Origin of the sequence: Streptomyces celluloflavus (assembly GCA_000720995.1) — a bacterium.
Lineage (GTDB): Bacteria > Actinomycetota > Actinomycetes > Streptomycetales > Streptomycetaceae > Streptomyces > Streptomyces celluloflavus.
In genome coordinates, this window is the sequence record JOEL01000014.1 from 1 (window position 1) to 19,910 (window position 19,910).

Sequence of the window (19,910 nt, forward strand, 5' to 3'; positions counted from 1 at the left end):
CAGGCATGCTCCTGACCTACCGCTGCGAACCATGTGCGCCCAGGCGCACGGCAGTGACGACGGAAGCACAGCCACACAGGCAGGGCATCCTGGAATGAAACAGGCGCAAGCTACACCCCGCCCCACCTGTCACCTCACCCGACCAACAGGCATCAACCGCACCCCCAGCCCCACCATCATCGCAACCCCGCACCTCAAGAATCGGCAGATACAAGGGCATCAAAGGTGAAAACGACCTCTCAGTCCTCGACGGGCCCCAGGTCGGCTATGCCGCGGAGCTCCACCGTCCGGGTGGTGGAGGCGTGCAGTTCGAGGACGGTGATTTCGTTCCGGCCCGCCCGTAGGACCGGGGCGGGGACGTAGAGCGTGGTCTGCGGGCCTCGGGACCAGTAGCGGCCGAGAGCGAAGCCGTTGATCCACACCAGGCCCTTGGCCCAGCCGTCCAGGGCGATGAAGCCGTCGGCCGGGCGGGCGATGTCCACGTGTCCGCGGTGGAAAGCCGGTCCGACCGGAGGCGCGGACGTGTCAAGAGCCGTGTAGGACGGCGCGCTCGGGTTGTCCATCGGCAGCGAACGGCTGTACCAGTCGTCGAGGATCAGGCCGTTGGCGGTGACGGCACCGAGCAGTCCCTTGTGGTCGTGCATCGCTCGCCCGTAGTTCACACGGCCCTGGTTCTCCACGAGCACGGCCAGGCGGGCGCCCCGCCGGGGGGCGAGGAAGGTGAGCGCGTGCTCGTGGTTCTCCCGGTCCAGGACACCGACCGGCTGCCCGTCGACGAAGACCTGGGCCCGGTCGTGCACCTCCTGGACGCGGAGCACTGTGCGGCCGGCGTCCGGGAGGGCCGTCTCGTACAGGATGAATCCGAAGGACTGACCGAGCTGTTCCATGGTGACCGGGTGGTCGGCGTGCACCGCGGGGCCGCCGAGCAGCTCGATCTGGTCCAGGAGGCCGGCGCAGGAGGCGAGGTCGGCGACGGCCTCGGTGAGCTTGGGCGCGGGCACGGGGACCGGTTCGTCGGGGACGGGGGCGTACCGGGCGATGACCTCGCGGAACGCCGTGTACTTGGGGCCGGGGTCGCCGGCCTCGTCCAGCGGGGCGTCGTAGTCGTAGGAGGTGACGGTGGGCCGGTAGGTCCCCTTGTCGTTGGCACCGTTGGTGAAGCCGAAGTTGGTGCCTCCGTGGAACATGTAGAGGTTGACCGAGGCTCCGGCGGAAAGCAGCCGGTCGAGGTCGGCCGCCGCGTCTTCCGCGCTGCGGGTGACATGGGTGCCGCCCCACCGGTCGAACCAGCCGATCCAGAATTCGGAGCACATCAGCGGGCCTTCGGGCTGCTGGGCGCGCAGCTCGGCGAGCCCGGCGGCCACGCGGCTGCCGAAGTTGACCGTGCGCAGGACTCCGTCGAGGCCGCCGCGTTTCAGATCGGAGGGCTGGTCGCAGGTGAAAAGCGGGACGTCCACGCCGTGCCGGTACAACAGTTCGGCCAGTTCGGCGAGGTAACCGGAGTCGTCTCCGTAGGCTCCGTACTCGTTCTCCAGTTGTACGGCGATGATGGGTCCGCCGCGGGTCGAGAGGTACGGGCCCACGGTCGTCAGGAGGGATTCGAGGTAGTCGTCCACCGCCTTCAGGTAGCGGGGATCGCGGCTGCGCAGTTCGATGTCCTCGTCCGCAAGCAGCCACGAGGGCAGTCCCCCGCCCTCCCATTCGGCGCAGATGTACGGGCCGGGCCGAAGCAGGACGTGCAGTCCCTCGGCGGCGGCCAGGTCGAGGAAGCGGGGCAGGTCGAGACCTGCATCCACGTGGAACTCGCCGCGCCGGGGCGAGTGCAGGTTCCACGGGACGTAGGTCTCGACCGTGTTGAGCCCCAGCAGCCGTGCCTTGTGGAGCCGGTCGGCCCACTGCTCCGGGTGGACTCGGAAGTAGTGCAGTCCGCCGGAGATGATGCGGAACGGTCGGTCGTCGAGACGGAAGCCGTCTGCGGCGATCTCCAGTCGAGGCATGACTGTGCTGCTCCTAGGTGTCGGTGCCGGGGTGCCGCGGTCCGAGGCGGTCGCTCAGTTCAGGGGGCGGCAGAGGAGGGTGTCCGGGACGCCCAGCTTGCCGTGGGCCGGGGCGCCGTGGGTCCGGTCGAAGGTGTAGGCGACGCCCGCGAGGTACTCGTCGGCGCGGCATTGCCCCTTGTAGTCGTAGGGGGCCCAGTCGTTCTTGATCTGCGTCTCGTTCAGCGCCGGGTTGTCACCTCGGTCGAACCAGGCGACGCGGTTGGTCTTCGGCAGTGTGCCGGCCGCGGGCGCGCAGAGCAGGCCGGAGATCGCGGTGTCCTGGAACGCGAATCCGGCCGCGTAGTGGTTCGTGGGGCACTCCAGCTTCTCCCAGGAGGGAGCCCAGTCCTGGGTGACGTTCGACTCGTCCTTGACGACCACCCAGTCGCCCGAGCCGGTGGCGAGCTGGTTGACGTCGGTGCACAGACCGCGGCGGTTCTCCCGGCTGATGCCGATCAGGCGCTGGCCGTCGGGGCAGGAACCCTGGAGGTTGCCCGGGGTCTGGACCGGGGCGTGGGCGCGCATCCAGGACGAGGCGTTCTGGTTACCGGAGGCGACGTTCAGCATGTTCCAGCGGTTGGCCTCGGCGACCTTGCCGGTCTTGGCGGCGGCGTTCACGAGCTTGTTCCAGGCGGTGGCGCGCCAGTCACCGGGGTCGAGGACACTCTGCCGCTTGCCGGCCTCGTCGTAGGAGATCAGCGCCCAGTTGTCGTTGACCTTGCCGTCAGTGGTCCAGCCGGTCAGCGGCCAGACCGCGAAGTCGGTGTCGTTCTCCGCCAGGATGTCGGTGAAGCGGTTGAACCAGTCCGTCTCCTTCTGGTCGTTCTGCCCACGTCCGCCCGTACCGAACTCGCTGACCCACACCGGGGCGGTGAAGTGCTGACCGGACTCGGTGACGAACAGGGCCTGGTCGTCGATGACCTTGATCAGGTCTTCGGGGCTGAGGTCGCGGTAGCGCGGGTCGTTGGTTTCGCCGTTCTGCCAACCCCCTGTCGCACCGGTGTGGTTGGGGCCGGTGAAGCCGTAGAAGTGGGCGGAGTAGACCAGCTTGTTGGAGTACATGAGAGTGTTGGACAGGTTGCGGACCGGGGTGAGCGTCGGCCGGCCGTGGGGGAACATGCCCTGGGGGATGCCCTGCCAGTTGATGCCCTCCATGATGACCAGTATGTCCGGGTTGGTGTCCTGGATCCTGAGGCCGGCCTCCTGGAACGCCTTGTAGAGGTCGTGTTCGTTCCCCCAGCCCCAGTTCGGGTCGTCCTTCCAGTCCCGGCGGACCTCGTTGCGCAGGTCGGCGCCGACCACGCGCTTGTTCGACTTGTAGCGGTTCACCATGAACCGCCAGTTGTCGACCCACTGCTGTGTGGTCTGGCTGCTGTTCCAGCGCTCGTTGCCGTCGAGGCCGCAGCACCAGCGGTAGGTGGTGGTGTGGTTGTTGAGGATGACGGCGAAGCCGTCGGCGGTCAGCGCGGCGACGACGGCGTCGATGACCTGGAGCGGGGTCTTACCCCTCAACTGCGGGTTGGCCGCGACCGCGCCATCAGGGACCACCGTGGTGTCCTTGATCATGGCCTCGGCGTAGGGCAGACGGATGGTGTTGAGGCCGAGCTCGTGGAAGTCGGCGAGGATCCGCGCCATCGGAGCACGGTCCAGGCCGAGCGGGATGTTGTTCGACTTCTGGTCCGCCTGGTGGTTGGTCACGTCGTTGACGTCGCCGCTGCCCTCCCAGGTGCCCTGGGCGCCGGACCAGTTGCCTGCCTTGAGCTTGAAGCGGTTGCCGTCGGCGTCGACGATGTACCGACCGCGCGTGCTCAGCGGTCCTCGCCAGGACGCGGCGAGCTGCTCCCCGGTGAGCGCGGTCGTCACGGTGGTGGTGGTGCCGGCGGAGGCGGCGGCCGACGTCGTGCCGGGCGTCAGGCCGACAAAGAGTGCCGCCGTGGCCAGGACGGCGGACAGTGCCCGCCCGATGCCTCTCCGGCCGGTGGAACTGCGGCTGATCGATTTCATGATGCTGCCCTCCAAGGCGTGGAGTTGAAGGAGGTGCTGCCCTACCGGACCGGCGGTCCGGAGTCGTGGAACCGAAGGTTCTTGTCAGCCTTTGAGGCCGGTGTGGGCGATGCCTTCGACGATGTGGCGCGGTGGTGAAGCCCATCAGCAGGGACTTGTCGTCGTGAAGGCGCTTGAGGGCCGTGACGGCCTCGACGGCCTGGGGCGAGGCAAAGGCGATCTTGCCGTCGGCGACCAGCTCGCCGCGGTTGGAGAACACCGAGAGGGCCGGGATCTCGCCGACTCCGTCGTTGCCGACGAACAGCCCCTTGCTCTTCTTGGTGGTCAGCGTCCTGGCGGCGGTGACGAGCGCGTCGAAGGTGGTGGGCGGGGTGATCCCGGCCTTGGCGAGGGCGCTCTTGCGGTAGTAGAGCATCTGGACGTCGTCGACCATCTTGACGCCGTAGAGCTTCCCGTCGACGGTCACCAGATCACGGTCGCCCTGGTTGAAGTCGTCCTTGGCGCTTCCGTACTGCGCGTCGAGTGCGGCGACCTGGCCGCGGCGGGCGAGTCCTTGCGTGAAGTCGCCGTGCTCGAAGACGTCGGGTGCTGCGGCGGTGAGCAGCGACGCGTTGAGCTTGGCCGGGTAGTCGCCGGGCACCCAGGTGACCTTGACGGCGATGTCCGGGTTCGCCTTGGTGAACTCGGTGGCGCAGCGGGTGAGGGCCTGCTGGGTGCCGGCCTCCCCGTAGGCGTGGGACCAGACGTTCAGGGTGATCTTCGCTCCGGACGAGGAGCCGCCGGTCGGGCTGGTGGTACAGCCGATCGCCGTTCCGGCCACAAAAGAGGAGGGATCCTCCGAGGAATCCTCTGCGGCTGAGCTGGGCTCTCTGTGCGCTCATGTCGTTTCCTGGCGTGGTGACGTGGGCGTGCGGGTTGCGTTGTCCGGCGGGGCCGGTGTCCGACGTTCACGGCTGGCAGGCAGTGACGGACACCGGTCACGTCGGTGACGTGGGCCGGTGATCGGGATCCCGGTCACACAGCGTTCATGAGGTGACCGTTCGTCGCGGGCCGCGGCGCCCTCACGGGAAGAGCGCCTGGATGCTGACGACAGCCGCCGCTCGGGCCCATTCCGCCCAGGGAAGGGGCCGCAGGGTCAGCGGGCACTTCGCGGCCGCCTTGAAGCAGTGCGCGGTGTACGCCTCCTTGATGTGCACCCCGAAGAGGTCGTAGGTCTCAAGTCCTTCTCCGGTGACGACCACACGTTCGGGCCCCAGAAGGCTCACGAGATTGGCGATGCCGACACCGATGGCCCTGCCGGCCCGGACGAACGCCTCCCGCGCGGCGGGGTCTCCTTCACGGGCGAGGCGGACCGTGCCGTCGAAGTCGAGGTTCTTTCGGCCGGTGGCCCGGCGTACCGTGCCGAGGATGGCTTCGCTGGAGGCGATCGCCTCGACACAGCCGATCGAGCCGCAATGACAGCGCGGTCCCGCCGGATCGACACTGATGTGGCCCATCTCGCCGGCCACCCCGTAGGCCCCCTCGACCAGTTGGCCGTTGACAACGATCCCGGAGCCGATGCCCGCGCCAATCGTGACGAGCGAGAAGTACTCGGTCCCGATGCCGTCGCCGAACCAGTGCTCCGCAACGGTCAGGGCTTTGACGTCATTGTCGATCGTGACGCTCAGTCCGGTGGCACGGGCCACCGTCTCGGCCAGCGGCACGTCGCGCCAGCCGGGGAGCACCGAGTAGCGTACGCGCCCACCGGGACGGTCGACGTCACCGGAGACGGCGATGCCCACCTGCCGCGTACGGGACCGGAACTCGGGCTGTGCGTCGAGGAGTTCGCCGACGAGGTCGGCGATCAGGGCACACACGGCCGTCGGGCCACGGTCGCCCAGAGGGCGGCTCGCATGGACTCGGGGCCGGGACCTCAGGTCGCACACCGTGCCGTACAGGGTGTCGGCACTGATCTTCACACCGACGAAGAACTCCCGGTCGGGGGTGACCGACAGCGGGTTCACCGGGCGTCCGGCTCCTGGAGCGGTGCGCTCCGGTGGGAGTTCGTGCAGGTAGCCCTCGTCGATCAGCGGTCTGGCGGCCTTGGTCACCGCAGTCGAGGACAAGCCGGTGCGGCGGGCCAGCTCGACCCGGCTGAGCGGACTCTCGGCCAACAGCAGGCTCAGGATGGCAGTTTCGGCCGGGGCGGTGACCAACGGCTTTGATTGCTTCGGAAACACGGCGGCAATGTACCGGCGAATAAATAAGTTCGTCCAGTATTGATTTTCGCGGACCGGCGCCCCTACTCTCGCGGCACTTCCGCGTCTCCCCGGAAGCCGTGACGACGGCCGCCCACCCGCTGCGCGCCGATCCTCACGTCCGCCCGACACCATGCTGGGATCACCCGTGCCTCGAACGTCATCGACCGTCTCGTTCGACCGCTCCCTCGGGCTCGCGGTGCTCCGGACCCCCCGCAGCGTGTACGCCGTACGCATCGGTGCCGACGGCAGCCCCCGGCATCTGCACTGGGGGCCCGCCCTCGACGCCGCGGAACTCAAGGCGCTGCCCGACGCGGTCTCACCGGCGGCAAGCAGCTTCGAGGCCGACGCCGCCCCGGACGAACTCGCGCCGCAGACCGGAGCCCGCTTCGGGCCGGCGGGCCTCCAGGTCCGCTTCGCCGACGGCACGCGGGGCGCCCAGTGGCACTTCGCCGGCCACCACGTCGAGGGCGGCGAGCTGCGCCTGCGCCTGACTGACCGTCACTACCCACTGACCGCCGAGCTCTGCTATCGGGTCCACCCCGACAGCGACGTCATCGAACGCTGGACGGAACTCACCCACACCGGGACCGAAGACTCCGGTCCGATCACGGTCGACCGGCTGGACTCCGCCTCCTGGACGGCGCCGCCCCTGCCCGACTACCGGCTCAGCCATCTCATCGGCGGCTGGAACAGCGAGTTCCAGCTGCACCGCGACCGGCTCCCGGTCGCCGAGACCGTCCTCACCAGCCGCCGCGGCGTCACCAGCCACCACACCAACCCCTGGCTCGCCCTCGACGACGGCACCGCAGGCGAGGGCGATGGCGAGGTCTGGAGCACCGCCCTGGCCTGGAGCGGAAGCTGGCGCATCACCGTGCACCGGGATCCGGTCAGCCGCACCACCTGGACCGGCGGCTTCGGCCACGAGGGGGTCTGCTGGAGGCTCGGTCCGGGCGAGACCTTGCGCACCCCGGTCTTCGCGGGCCTGTACACCGACGGCGGGTTCGGTGCCGCGAGCCGCGCCTGGCACACATACCTCCGTGCCCACGTGCTTCCCTCCCCCGACCGGGACCGGCCCGTCCTCTACAACTCGTGGGAAGCAACGGGCTTCGGTGTCGACCACCCCGGTCAGCTGCACCTGGCCCGCCTCGCCGCCCGCCTCGGAGCGGAGCTCTTCGTCGTGGACGACGGTTGGTTCGGCACACGCACCAGCGACCGGGCGAGCCTCGGCGACTGGACACCCCGGCCCTCGGCCTTCCCCGACGGCCTGTGGCCGCTCGCAGACGAGGTACACCGCCTGGGCATGGACTTCGGGCTGTGGGTGGAGCCGGAGATGGTCAACCGCGACAGCGACCTCTACCGCGCCCATCCGGACTGGGTCGTCCACACGCCGACCCGGGAGGCCACCGAGCTGCGCAATCAGCTGATGCTGAACTTCGCTCGCCCCGAGGTCGAGGCGTGGGCGCTGGAGACCTTGGACCGGCTGGTTCGTGACCATGCCGTCGACTGGCTCAAGTGGGACGCCAACCGGGTCGTCACCGAGGCGGGCCGGCCGGGACATCCCGATCCCGACCGGCTGTGGATCGACCACACCCGCGCCGTGTACCGCGTCATGGACCGCTTGCGCGCCGACCACCCCGGCCTGCGGATCGAGGCATGCGCGGGCGGTGGCGGCCGGGTGGACCTCGGCATCCTCGCCCGCACCGACCAAGCCTGGACCTCCGACAACACCGACCCCGTCGACCGGATCGGCATCCAGCGCGGTTTCAGCCAGCTCTGCCCCGCGCAGACCATGGCCGCCTGGGTGACCGACAGCCCCAACGTCACCACCGGCCGCGTCACTCCCCTGCGCTTCCGCTTCCACGTGGCGATGGCCGGGGCGCTCGGCCTCGGCGGAGACCTCACCCGCTGGTCCGAGGAGGATCTCGACGAGGCGACGGCGCTCGTCGCCCGCTACAAGGAGATCCGTCCCCTCGTCCAGCACGGGCGGCAGCACCGTCTGAGCGGTCGCGGCGGCGTGACGGGCGTGCACTACGCATCCGAGGACGGCGCCGAACACGCCATTCTCGTCTGGCGCCCCACGTCCCGCTTCGGCCACCCGCCCACAGCACTCGTCCTGCCGGACCTTGACCCCACGGCCCGGTACCTGGATCTGGACGCAGGCACGCCCCACAGTGGCGCCGTCCTGGTACGACGCGGCATCGAGCTGGCGCTGCCCGCCGGCGACTACGCCAGCTCGCTGATCCGGCTTCGCCGGACCGCCTGAGTACCAGGTTCTGCACCTCTGTGCCGGACCACCTGGCCTGAACCCTCTGTGCCGAGAGACTCGTCTCAGCTCTCTTCGGGAGCACAGGCCGCCGGTGTCGTCACAGGTGCACGGTGCCCTCAAGGGCACGGTGGGCAAGGGGGGAGTGCCCGTACAGGCGTCGGAACGCGGTGCTGAAGGCCCGGACGTTGGCATAACCGCAGGCTTGGGCCACTTCCGTCACCGAGGTGCCTGCGTCGAGGAGCAGGGCCGCGCCCAGATCGAGCCGCATCCGACGCAGGGTCGCCATCAACGAGCCACCGGTTTCGTGCCGGAACAGCCGCTCGGCATGGCGTGCCGACAAGTGAACGGCGGCCGCGACGTCCCGGACCGTCATGGGCCGGGACAGGTTGTCGGCCAGGTAGCGCTGCATCGCCACCACCGCGGGCGACAGCCGGGTCGCCGAAGGTGATCGTGTACACAGGTCGTCCTCGGCCGCGAAGGCTCGTGCGGTGTCCACCACAAGCGCGGCCCCGAGGCCGGAGAGTACCGACTCGTACCCCGACCGTACCGGAGCCGCATGCTCGCCGAGTACGGTGACCAGGGACGCCAGCGAACCGATACGCCGTGACACCGTCGGCCTTGTGGTGTCGGTGAGCCCCGACCACCAGCCCCGTTCCCCAGGACCTGGGCCGTCCTTCCCGGCCCGTAGAGCAAAACCCCAGAAGGCAATACCCAGGGGGTCCATGTGACTTGACTCGATCTCGTGCACGTCACCGGGCCGTGCGAGGAAGACGTCACCGGCACCGACGTCGTGGTGCTCCGCGCCGATGCTGAACCGTCCGGCGCCGCTGTAGGCGAGGCAGACCTCATAGAAGGAGTGCCGGTGCCAGTAGTTGCGCCATGGCGACGTCGCATAGAAGCCCCAACTGAAGAAGTCGACCTGGAAGGCCCCGGCCCGGCAGGTCTGCAGCACACCACTCAGCTCTGTGAGCGAGCCGGCATTCGCCACATTCTTCAGGTTCAACCGGTTCTCCTGCCCGTGGGGTCAACGCCGGCCAGCATCATGCCCTGTCCCCGTGAGTGGTCGTGCGCCCGGATCACCGGCGGATCCGCCGGATCCCGGAACTGCACCAGCCAGGTGGTGCGAGCCTTGCCGCTGAGGTTGACGCCGGAGGCATGGACGGTCAAGTAGGAGAAGAAGAGCACGTCCCCGGCCTCGGCGGGAAGCGGCACGGTCGCGTCGAACGACACGTCGGGAAGGTGATAGCCGCCATCCTCCACATGCTCCAGAGGCCCCTGACGGTGGCTGCCCGGCACGATCCGAACGCAGCCCTTCTCCTCCGGAGCGTCGTCCAGGTGAAAGATCGCGGCACCGACGCGGTGGTAGGTGTGCGGGAAGAACGGGTGGTCCTGGTGCGGAGGAAACGGCGACCCGTTCTCCGGCGGCTTCACGAACAGCTTGGTGTGATGCAGCTGCACGTTCGGCCCGCCCAGCACCGCTGCGGCGATGCGGGTGAAACGCTCGTCCGTCAGCAGCCGGGAGAACGCCGCGGCGTGGAACTGCACATCGTGCAGGTGCTGCAGCCGGGTCGGTGTTCCGGCCGTGATGCGGGCCGCCGAGTCCCACGTCGCGTTCTCGTCGTCGTCCAGCGTGGCCAGCGCATCGTGGGCGCACTGACGGTAGGCAGCCGCCTCCTCCCTGCTCAGCAACCCCTTGACGAGCACGTACCCGTTCTCGCTGTAATGGCCGGCCAGGGCCGTAAGGTCGGCCGTTCCCCACGTCATCGTCACTGTCTTCCTCCTACGCCCTGACCGGTCGGAGTGCGGCAGGGTTCGGGAACGACATTAGGTATCCGGCCAGTGCCCGTTGTAGACCCGCGACGGACGGCGGTGTTTGCGAGACGGACGTGATCCGTTGCGGCGTTCCTCCCGGTGATCAGTCGGTCGGTCACGTCCTCCGCCGGGCCCCGCGGCGAGCAGGTCGGCTTCGATCCGGTCCGCGTACGGGTGTCGGCCCCGCTCGTCAAAGAGGTTCCGCAGCTGCTGCTCGGTGACCGCCTCCCCCGCCGGCGGACCACTGCCGCTGAGCGTGTCGGGCCTGAGTGTGGGTGGCCGGGCTCCCACTGTCCGTCTCGGTCGGCGCGGACGGCACAGTGAGCGCGCACACCCCCGGTCCCGTAGAGATGATCACGCAGACCCCCCGCACCGGTAACGCCGCCCCCGGCGACGCCTGAGCAGCGACCCCCACCCGCACGACCGGACCGTCCGGGCCCGTACCCGCGCCAGCGTGTGCGCGCGGTGTACGGGCTGCGGCGTTGCGGGGGCCCGGCCACGGCCGCTCGGGGTGGAAAGCAGAACTCGATACCAGGGTGCGTATCGGACGGTGATCGGTCTGCGGGGTTCATCCCCGTGACGGGATCCGATCAGGTGGACCGCGTCGTGCGACCGGAGAGCAACCAACGGATGAGGCACGGGAGTTCATCGAGTCGTACCTGCCGGTCGGCGAGTACGGTCCGTACCCGGAGCGGCTGGTGGGGCCGGACGTGAGGCATCGCTCGGTCGGGCGGACGGACTGCCTCGACGTCTACCGGCGGAGGAGGCCGAGTTCGGTGGCGGTGGCGACGGCGGCCGTGCGGGAGTCGACGCCCAGCTTGGCGTAGACGCGGGCCAGGTGGGATTTCACGGTTCCCTCGGTGAGATGGAGCCGGTGGCCGATCGCCTGGTTGGACAGCCCCTCGGCGACGAGCGCGAGGACTTCGGTCTCGCGCCGGGTCAGGGCGGTGGCGGGAGTGCGAAGCCGGTTCATGAGGCGGTCGGCGACGGCGGGTGCCAGCGTGGTGCGTCCGGCGGCGGCGGTGCGGACGGCGGTGGCGAGGTCCTCGGGCGGGGCGTCCTTGAGGAGGTAGCCGGTGGCGCCGGCTTCGATGGCGGGGAGGGTGTCGGCGTCGGAGTCGTAGGTGGTGACGATCAGGACACGGGGGGCCTGGGGGCGGGCGGTGATCCGGGCGGTGGCCTCAGCACCGTTCATTCCCTTGCCGAACTGGAGGTCCATGAGGACGACGTCGATGCCGCCCTGAGCGGCGCGTTCGACGGCGGCCTCGGCGGTGGCGGCCTCGGCCACCACGACGATGCCGGGTTCGGTCTCCAGTACGGCGCGGAGCCCGGCGCGTACGACGGGATGGTCGTCGGCCAGGAGCAGGCGGACAGGGGTGTCGGTCACGGGCGGGCCTCGTCGGGTGTGGGGGCGGCTGCGGGATCGATGGGCAGTTGGGCGGCCAGGGCGGTGCCCTGGCCCGGGGCGGATTCGACGGTGAGGGTGCCGCCGAGGGCGCGGACACGGGCGCGCATGGCGGCCAGTCCGAACCCGCCGACCTCGGGGTCGGGGACGGGCAGGTGGTCGGGGTCGAAGCCGCGTCCGTCGTCGAGGACGTCCACGGCCACCTGGTCACCGAGGTAGCTGAGGGTGACCTCGGCGGTGGCGGCGTGGGCGTGGCGGACGGTGTTCGCCAGGGCGGACTGGGCGATGCGCAACAGCGCGACCTCGTGCGCGGTCGACAGCGGTACAGGGTCCCCGGTGTGATGGAAGCGTACGGTGATCCGGTGGCGGGTGCTGGTGGTGGCACACAGGCGTTCCAGTGCGGCGGCGAGGGTGGTGCCCTCCAGCGCGGGCGGGGTGAGAGCGGCGACGAAACGGCGGGCCTCGGCGAGGTTGTCCACGGCTGCCTGGCGGGCCTGCTCGACGTAGCGGGCGGCGTTCTGCGGAGTGTTCGGCAGCGCGCGTTCGACGGCGCGTAGCAGCAGTTGGATGCTGGACAGGCCCTGGGCCAGGGTGTCGTGGATCTCGCGGGCCAGACGTTCACGTTCGGCCAGCACGCCGGCAGTGTGCTGGGCGGCGGCCAGGTCGGTGCGGGTGGTGGTGAGCTCCTCGATCAGGCGCCTGCGGTGTTCGCTCTCCCGGTACAGGGTCTGGTACCCCCACACCACCGCCACCGCCACCGCGGCACCGAGGGCCGGTCCGATGGCCATGGCCAGGCTGAAGGAGCCCTGGTGGGCGGCGAAGCCGGCGACGGCCGCCGCTGCGGTGAGCGTCACGGCGACGAGACCGGAGCGGCGGGGCAGCAGGTGGAGTTGGAGGAAGTACAGCGGGAACGCCACCCATACGCCATCGGCGGACAGGGCCAGCAGCACCAGCCAGGCGGCGCCCACGGCGGTCAGCCACAGCGCGGCGGCCCGGCGGGAGCGGCGTACGCGGGGCAGCGTCGGCCCGGCCGCGTAGAGGAGGACGCAGACCGCTGCGGCGGCAACGACCGTCTCGGCGTGCGGGTGGTGGTCGGCGAGGGCCCGGCCGGCGGCCAGGGCGAGCAGGGCTACGACCAACAGGTGCAGGCACCAGGCCAGGGCCCGGGTGGTGGGGGTCAAGGCGGGAGCGGTGATGTTCACGGTGCCTCCAGCCTAAGAAACAGCCCCGCAACCGAGCATCCGTCGAAAGTTACAAACGGCGTGCCGCCTTTCGGCGCGGCAAGTGCTGTCCTGGGCCGGATGCCCGTGCGGGGGGCCGGCGGCGAGGGTGGGGACATACCGCTTCCACTCCGTGAAAGGGCAGGCCAGAGCTGTGTATGTCGCCTGGAGAGATCTGAAATTCGCCAAGGGGCGCTTCGCCCTGATGGGCACCGTCATTGTGCTGATCACGCTGCTGGTCGGACTGCTGTCGGGGCTGACGGCCGGGTTGGGCCAGCAGAACATCTCCGCGATCACTTCCCTGCCCGCCGACAAGATCGCCTTCGGCGCGCCGGGCCAGGGCGAAAAGCTGTCGTACTCCAACTCCACCGTCACCGAGAAGCAGTGGCAGCAGTGGGCCAAGACGCCCGGTGTAAGCACCGCCGAGCCGTTGGGCATCACCACCACCAAGGCGACGGCCGGAAGCAAGAGCACCGGCGTGTCCGCCTTCGGTGTCCGGCGCGGCTCCGCGCTCGCCCCCGAAAGCAGCAGGCTTGACGACCACGCGGCGGTCCTGTCCACCACCGCCGCCGCCGACCTCGGCGTGGCGGCGGGCGACACCTTCTCCCTGGCCGGGCAGAAAGTGACCGTCGCGGCGGTGCGCGGGGACGTCTTCTTCAGCCACACCCCTGTCATCTGGACCAGCCTCGGCCTCTGGCAGAAGGCCGCGCCCCCCTCGGGCCGGGCCGACGGGCCGACCGCGACCGTCATCGCCCTGCACACCACCTCAGGCGCCGGCATCAAGGCCGCCGACCGGGCCGCGGGCACCGAGACGGTCTCCACGGACGACTCGCTGTCCGCGATCGGCTCCTACACCTCCGAGAACGGTTCGCTGCAGCTGATGCGCGGCTTCCTGTTCGCGATCTCCGCCCTGGTGATCGGTGCCTTCTTCACCGTCTGGACCATCCAGCGCAGCGGCGACGTCGCGGTTCTCAAGGCACTGGGCGCTTCCACCGCCAACCTGCTGAGGGACGCGCTCGGGCAGGCCGTGGTCCTGCTGGCCGGCGGCACCCTGATCGGCACCGGCATCGCAGCCGGCCTGGGAGCCCTTGTCGCCGGTTCGGCGGTGCCCTTCCTCCTCACCCCCGCAACCGTGCTCGTCCCGGCCGCCGTCATGATCGCGCTCGGCGCGCTGGGAGCGGCCCTGTCCATCCGCCGTATCACCTCCGTCGACCCGCTGACCGCCCTGGGGAGCGCCCGATGAGCCTCAACCTGACCGACATCACCCTCACCTATCCCGACGGCGACACCCGCCTCACCGCCCTCGACCAGGTCACCCTTGAGGTGCCCAAGGGCAGCCTGACCGCCGTCGTCGGCCCCTCCGGCTCCGGCAAGTCCAGCCTCCTCGCCGTCGCCGCCACCCTCATCACACCCGACGCCGGCACCGTCACCATCGACGGCACGCCCACCACCGGCATGACCCGCGGCGAACTCACCGACCTGCGCCGCCACAAGATCGGCATCGTGTTCCAGCAGCCCAACCTGCTGCCCTCCCTCACCGCCGCCGAACAGCTCCAGGTCATGGCCCAGATCGACGGCCGCAAGCCACGCACCGCCCGAGGCCGGGCCATGGAGCTCCTCGACGCCGTCGGCCTGGCCGACCAGGCCGGCCGCCGCCCCCACCAGCTCTCCGGAGGCCAGCGCCAGCGCGTCAACATCGCCCGCGCCCTGATGAACGATCCCACCGTCCTCCTGGTCGACGAACCCACCAGCGCCCTCGACCACGAACGCGGCGCCGCCGTCATCGACCTGATCACCCGTCTCACCCACCAGCAGGCCACCGCGACCGTCCTGGTCACCCACGACCGTACCCACCTCACCGCGGTCGACCAGATCGCCGAGGTCCACGACGGGCGTCTGCGGCTGCCCGCGCACACCTGAACCGCCCGGGAAACCTGCAGAAAGAAACCGACAGCCGTGAAGAAGCTCTACTACTCAGCAGTCATCTATACCGTCCTTGGCCTCCTCGCCGGAATCTTCCACCGGGAACTGACCAAGGCACAGGACTTCACCGCAGGCACCCAGCTCTCCGTGGTCCACACGCACCTGCTCACCCTGGGCACGCTGTTCTTCCTGATCGCCATCGCCCTGGAGAAAGCCCTGGGCCTGAGCAGCGGCCGCTTCTTCAACGCGTTCTTCTGGACGTACCAGGCCGGCCTGGTCCTCACCACCGGCATCATGACCGTCCACGGCACCATGACCGTGCTGGGCAGGGCCGCCGGACCCGCGATCTCCGGACCGGCAGGGCTGGGCCACATACTCCTCACCCTCGCCCTGGTCTTCTTCTTCCTCTGTCTGCACAACCGTGTACGTCCTGGTTTCACGCATTCCGCCGGGGCCGAGCGTCATCCCCTCCCCTGAACACCACCGGCGCTGCTGACGGCCGCGCCCCGGGCCGAGGACGCACCACGACGCGTCACCCGGCACGGGGCTCGGCCTCGCGGAAGCGGGCGTGAGGACGGCGCCGGATGAGCGTGCACGCCCCGTACGACGAGCTCAAGCAGCACCTGGGCGGGCCGCGGGGAGCGTCCGCCACCGCGGGCGCGACGACGAGCGTCCTCCAGGACGACGGGCTCCAGCGGCACCTGCGCTTCCCCTCCCCCAGGCCGTCCCGGGAAGGGCACGGGGTCGCCACCTGGTCCCACACAATCCCGCCGCCGGCGGCCTCCTCCCACGCCTCGCGCCACTGCTGCCGGTCACGGTGGTCCGCGTCCCGGCAGGCGGAGCTCACCCGAGTACGGGTGAACCCGTTGACCGGCGGGCCGTACCGCCCCGGACGTGCGGGGCGGTACGAAGGCGGCCGTGCCGGCAGGCGTGGAGGGGTGGGCCGGCCTCGGGCGATGCCCGGCGGTCGCCCCGTACGTTCCGGATCAGCCGGCCATGTGGACCCGTGTTCCGCACACGTACGCAACGCCGCCGGGTCGACGAAGCTCAGGCCGGTGTTGGTGGTCACGCAACCGCAGGCGTCCAGGTAGGGGCTGGTCATGGCGGCGGTGAAGTTCTCCGCGATGCCGGCCGGGATCGCGGTCCGGACCTCGTACGCACGCATCGGTGCGCGGCGCGTCGCCCTCGCCACCAACGCCTTTCCCTCGCTGCTCCGGCGCCACCGCCCGTACACCGTGCCGGTCTACGACTACGCGCTGATGACGGAGCCCCTGACCGACGAGCAGCTCGCCTCGGTCGGCTGGCGCAACCGCCAGGGCTTCGCCGACAGCGCCAACCAGTTCCACTATGTGCGCCTGTCCGCCGACAACCGCATCCTGTGGGGCGGTTACGACGTCGTCCACCACTACCGCGGGCGGGTCCGTGCGGAGCACGACCAGCGGCCGGCGACCTTCGTCACCCTGGCACGGCACTTCTTCCGGACCTTCCCGCAGCTGGAGGGCGTGCGCTTCGGCCACGCCTGGGGCGGTGCGATCGACACCTGCACCCGCTTCAGCGCCTTCTTCGACCTCTCGCACGACGGCCGGGTCGCCTACGCCGCCGGCTACACCGGCCTCGGTGTGGGGGCGACCCGCTTCGGCGCCGAGGTGATGCTCGACCTCCTGGAGGGGGCGCGCACCGAGCGGACCGCCCTGGAGATGGTCCGGCGCAAGCCCACCCCCTTCCCGCCCGAGCCCCTCCGCTCCGTCGGGATCGGCATCACCCAGTGGTCGCTCGCCCGCGCCGACGGCCACGCCGGGCGCCGCAACCTCTGGCTCAGGACCCTCGACCGTCTCGGCCTCGGCTTCGACAGCTGACGCCCCACTGAGATGAGAACGCGCCACCGGCCACTCCCCTCCCGCCACGTCCTCATCTGAGGACACGCGGCATCCGGCGCGCTTCTTCGGGACCGGGGCGGACGGCTGCGCCGGCTCCTTCGGACCACGCGGGCGCACCGACGGAGCCGGGTCCCCGGAGCCGCTCCTGGTGGCCCGCTCCACGTCACACACCAGCGGACCGGCACCCGGAGAAAGTGACCGGCGCGCCCTCGTTGCTCCCCGGGCCCCTCGCGACCTGAGCGACCGGCTTCCCGTCCGCACGGACGTTCCGGACCACCCCGGCCCGGAACTCCGCGTCGTATCCCTTGTACGTCTCCGCCATCGGACTTCCCCACGGCGGAGGCGTACAGGAGATACGAGGGGAAGCCCGGACGACGACCACGCATGCACCGCACAGGGACCGCCCATGCGGCCGCAGGAACACCTCGCACCACCGGCCACCTGGTGCGGATGCCCTCTCATGGGTTTCCCTGGCTGCTTCGCCGGCTGCTGAGCAGCGCGGCGATCGGCAGGGCTGCCGCCAGGCCGCTGAGCAGGACTCCGGCCAGGGCGCCGAGGATGGCGGGCTGGTCGGCGAAGGCGATTCCGGTCGCGGCCAGGGCAGGTCCCGCGTTGCGCACCGCGGCGACGGCCGCGATGAAGATGACGGTGATGGCGTTGAACAGCAGGTGCAGGGCTTCCATGAGGCATGTCCCCTCGGACGGCCGGGCTTCTCGGCGGGCCGGTGCCACGGCGGGTATGACCGCACGGTCAGTCCTGGAGACCACCGAGCCACCGCAAGGCCCTCAGGCCCGGCAGGAAGCAGTACTCGCCGCCGCGGGTGACGACGAACCGCGGCAGCGGGGACAGGCGCCGTCGCAGCGGCCGCCGGGGAACGGTGAACCCGGTGACGCCGTCATGAGATCCGGTGACGGGATCCCTGGCACTGCCCCCGCCGAAGAAGACGCCGTCGTTCATCCACTGGGACTGAACGAATTCGAACTGCTTTCCGAGATGGGCTCCGATGAACGCGAACATCAGACCGCGGTCGGCCCCGTCGTCCTCCAGGGCCCCCTCCGGCAGCGGCGGACCGTAGACGGCGCCGCGTCTGATCATGCGGTGCAGCCGCACTTCGCCCGCCACCGCCGCGTCGCGGGGATTGGCCCGCCGGATGTGGCAGCCGCTGGGCGTGATGAAACCCGCCGGATCGTCCCGCCCGTACAGGAAGGTGTTGTGACGCTGCGGGTCGGCGCCCAGATCGGGGGCGTCGTGCTGCGGACTGAGCGCCAGCGGTGCGCCGCTGCGCCAGCGTCCCATGATCTTGGCGGCGAGCAGTTCCTCGTCCTCGGGGCCGGTGGCGTTCTCCCGCAGGTAGCGCCGGAACTCGGCGACCCGCTGATGGAGTTTGCGGAAGACCGCGTAGCTGCCGTTGCGTCCCAGCACCTCCGGCTGCGGGGTCTGGATGCCGCCGATCTCGTCCCGGTAGCCGAGCACGAATTCGCCGGCCTTCAACGGCACCTCCAGCCGGTTCGACGCGCCGATGCCACTGCCCTCGACAGCCGGTTGGCTGACGCCGTCGAGGTAGCCGAAGTGCTCGGTCCCGGTGGGCAGCGCGCAGCAGTCCTGACGCCAGATCGCGACCACTCCCGGGAGCTGGTCGTGGGCGAGGCGGGCCCGGTCGAGGGCCGCCTCCAACCGTGCGGTGTCAGGGGCGAGCGCCGCGAACACCACATGGACGTCCGACGTGCCCAGTGGCGCCTCCCACTGTGCGGGGTCGCTCTCGCCGACATCACCCAGCGTCTTGGCCCGGGCGGCCATACCCTGCCGGAACTCCCAGGCGAACGTGTCCAGCGATGCGCGCGGCACACCCAGCGCCGCCAGCCCGTGAAAGGTGACCGCGACGCTCACCCACGTCTCTCCCAGGGGGCTGACCGAGTCGGCGGCAGCGGTCACCGATGCCGCCGCGCGCCGCATCAGCTCCCGCCCCTGCGCCCGGTCATCGACACGGAACACCAAGTACGTCGCCGCGTAGGGGGTCGGGCGGGGGCTGAGAACCCCCCGCTGAATGTCGTCGAGCTCCAGCACGGCCGGTGTCTGCGCGCTCATGGCCCCGCCTCCTCGCATCACTACGTCGTGACGAGGTTCCGCCAGAAATTCCGCAGGCTTTCGTCGCCGCCGAACAGCGAGCTGAAGATCGTGGAGTCCGCCAGCAGCACATCGCCGGCCCGCTCACCGCTCGGGGGCATCCACAGGAACATGTTGAACTCGGTGTTGCCTGCCTCGATGAACGGATGCGGCTTCGAGGTGTCGATCGGCTGCCGGGCCAGCACACGTACGGCATCCGGCTCGTCGCTCGTCACGGCGTAATGCGGAAGATGCTGGTGGAAGTTGAAGTTCGTCACCCCCTCCAGCCACCCTTTCGTATCCGCGTCCCGGAACGCGGAGAACGGGGCGATCCGGTTCGGCGCTTGCACGGCGGGGCGCAGACCGTAACGGTTCTCAACGGGTACCCCCAGGCCCTGCATCAAGCCCCGGACGCAGCCGGCGAACTGCTGCTGGCGGGGCACCAGGAGATCTCCGTGGTGGTGGTACTCCACATCCCGGACCGAAAGGTCCTCCGATGCCCCGACATCATGATGAGGCCCCAGGACCAGGCGTGCGTCCTCCCGGCCGAGGAAGGCCCGTAGCGCCTCGGCCTCCCCGGGCCCGGCCTCCTGTCCCGTGACCGTGTGATCCAGCCCGAACACGAACAAGGTGTCGGTGTCGGCCAGTACCCGCTCGTCGAGTGGGGCGGGAGAACCGGCCTGGTCGATGCGCTGGTACACGGGTACAGGGTGTCCGGTGGTCTCCTCGACGAACTGCTGGAACGGCACCCAGGCCCGGAAGAACAACTCCAGCGAGCCGGTGATGCTCTGCTGGAACCGCGACGGGTCGGACCACTCCGGGTCCTCGTACGCGGGCCAGGCCACCCGCCGGACCTCGGTCATGGTGGAGAACCGGTTGTCCAGCTCGGCCGGGTTCCTGCCCGCCTCCGCCGGATAGCTCCACGTGACGTAGACGCTCACCCGCCGCCGACCAGTGGTGTACGGACGCGGGACGTGGTTCTGGTTGTACGTACGAGCGGTCCTGACCTCGCTCATCGGGT

14 protein-coding genes and 2 pseudogenes are annotated in these 19,910 nt (G+C 70.1%); 5 read left to right on the top strand and 11 right to left on the bottom strand.

Going from position 1 to position 19,910, the window contains the following annotated elements; translation table 11 throughout:
- Positions 1–239: 239 nt before the first annotated feature.
- The 4 genes and pseudogenes from IH09_RS15360 to IH09_RS15375 all read right to left on the bottom strand — a co-directional run bounded on the left by IH09_RS15360 (position 240) and on the right by IH09_RS15375 (position 6,262).
- The gene (locus IH09_RS15360; RefSeq protein ID WP_052856809.1) at positions 240–1,997 is read right to left on the bottom strand and encodes a glycoside hydrolase family 35 protein; all 1,758 of its coding nucleotides are present in this window, start codon (positions 1,995–1,997) and stop codon (positions 240–242) included.
- Positions 1,998–2,051: 54 nt separating this feature from the next.
- Positions 2,052–4,043, bottom strand: a complete 1,992-nt coding sequence (locus IH09_RS15365; RefSeq protein WP_110952318.1) for a glycoside hydrolase family 5 protein — start codon at positions 4,041–4,043, stop codon at positions 2,052–2,054.
- Positions 4,044–4,257: 214 nt separating this feature from the next.
- A pseudogene (locus tag IH09_RS40660) lies at positions 4,258–4,863 on the bottom strand (ABC transporter substrate-binding protein); the annotation flags it as partial.
- A gap of 241 nt (positions 4,864–5,104) precedes the next feature.
- Positions 5,105–6,262: an ROK family transcriptional regulator gene (locus IH09_RS15375; RefSeq protein ID WP_318279462.1), complete on the bottom strand. Its 1,158-nt coding sequence runs from the start codon at positions 6,260–6,262 to the stop codon at positions 5,105–5,107.
- A 166-nt stretch (positions 6,263–6,428) separates the two neighbouring features.
- On the opposite strand from IH09_RS15375, the gene IH09_RS15380 reads away from it, so the two are divergent.
- Entirely contained in the window at positions 6,429–8,546 is a 2,118-nt protein-coding gene (locus IH09_RS15380; protein ID WP_318279463.1) for an alpha-galactosidase, read from the top strand.
- Positions 8,547–8,646: 100 nt separating this feature from the next.
- Here the strand turns inward: IH09_RS15380 and IH09_RS15385 are convergent, their stop codons facing one another.
- From IH09_RS15385 to IH09_RS15400, 4 genes are all read right to left on the bottom strand, one after another.
- The gene (locus IH09_RS15385) at positions 8,647–9,552 is read right to left on the bottom strand and encodes a helix-turn-helix domain-containing protein (RefSeq protein WP_052856812.1); all 906 of its coding nucleotides are present in this window, start codon (positions 9,550–9,552) and stop codon (positions 8,647–8,649) included.
- Positions 9,549–10,313: a phytanoyl-CoA dioxygenase family protein gene (locus tag IH09_RS15390; protein ID WP_052856813.1), complete on the bottom strand. Its 765-nt coding sequence runs from the start codon at positions 10,311–10,313 to the stop codon at positions 9,549–9,551. The genes IH09_RS15385 and IH09_RS15390 overlap by 4 nt, the downstream gene beginning before the upstream one ends.
- Positions 10,314–11,112: 799 nt before the next feature.
- Positions 11,113–11,748 carry a response regulator gene (locus IH09_RS15395; protein WP_052856814.1) on the bottom strand — a complete coding sequence of 212 codons (636 nt, stop codon included), beginning with the start codon at positions 11,746–11,748 and terminating at the stop codon, positions 11,113–11,115.
- Positions 11,745–12,968, bottom strand: a complete 1,224-nt coding sequence (locus tag IH09_RS15400; protein WP_052856815.1) for a histidine kinase — start codon at positions 12,966–12,968, stop codon at positions 11,745–11,747. The genes IH09_RS15395 and IH09_RS15400 overlap by 4 nt, the downstream gene beginning before the upstream one ends.
- A 172-nt stretch (positions 12,969–13,140) precedes the next feature.
- Between IH09_RS15400 and IH09_RS15405 the strand changes: the two genes are divergently transcribed.
- From IH09_RS15405 to IH09_RS15425, 4 genes and pseudogenes are all read left to right on the top strand, one after another.
- Entirely contained in the window at positions 13,141–14,229 is a 1,089-nt protein-coding gene (locus IH09_RS15405; RefSeq protein ID WP_052856816.1) for an ABC transporter permease, read from the top strand.
- A complete protein-coding gene (locus IH09_RS15410) occupies positions 14,226–14,906 on the top strand; it encodes an ABC transporter ATP-binding protein (RefSeq protein WP_052856817.1) in 681 nt (226 codons plus the stop codon). Before IH09_RS15405 ends, IH09_RS15410 begins: the two co-directional genes overlap by 4 nt.
- 36 nt (positions 14,907–14,942) lie before the next feature.
- A complete protein-coding gene (locus tag IH09_RS15415) occupies positions 14,943–15,386 on the top strand; it encodes a DUF2871 domain-containing protein (protein ID WP_052856818.1) in 444 nt (147 codons plus the stop codon).
- A 653-nt stretch (positions 15,387–16,039) separates the two neighbouring features.
- Positions 16,040–16,765: pseudogene (locus tag IH09_RS15425) on the top strand (NAD(P)/FAD-dependent oxidoreductase); the annotation flags it as partial.
- Between the two features lie 479 nt (positions 16,766–17,244).
- Here IH09_RS15425 and IH09_RS15430 read toward each other — a convergent pair.
- The 3 genes from IH09_RS15430 to IH09_RS15440 all read right to left on the bottom strand — a co-directional run bounded on the left by IH09_RS15430 (position 17,245) and on the right by IH09_RS15440 (position 19,905).
- Positions 17,245–17,469, bottom strand: coding sequence for a hypothetical protein (locus tag IH09_RS15430; RefSeq protein ID WP_052856820.1), 225 nt, complete (start codon positions 17,467–17,469; stop codon positions 17,245–17,247).
- A 67-nt stretch (positions 17,470–17,536) separates the two neighbouring features.
- A complete protein-coding gene (locus tag IH09_RS15435; RefSeq protein ID WP_190233301.1) occupies positions 17,537–18,871 on the bottom strand; it encodes a Dyp-type peroxidase in 1,335 nt (444 codons plus the stop codon).
- Positions 18,872–18,891: 20 nt separating this feature from the next.
- On the bottom strand, positions 18,892–19,905 hold the full coding sequence (locus IH09_RS15440; protein WP_110952322.1) for a hypothetical protein: 1,014 nt from the start codon (positions 19,903–19,905) through the stop codon (positions 18,892–18,894).
- Positions 19,906–19,910: the final 5 nt, after the last annotated feature.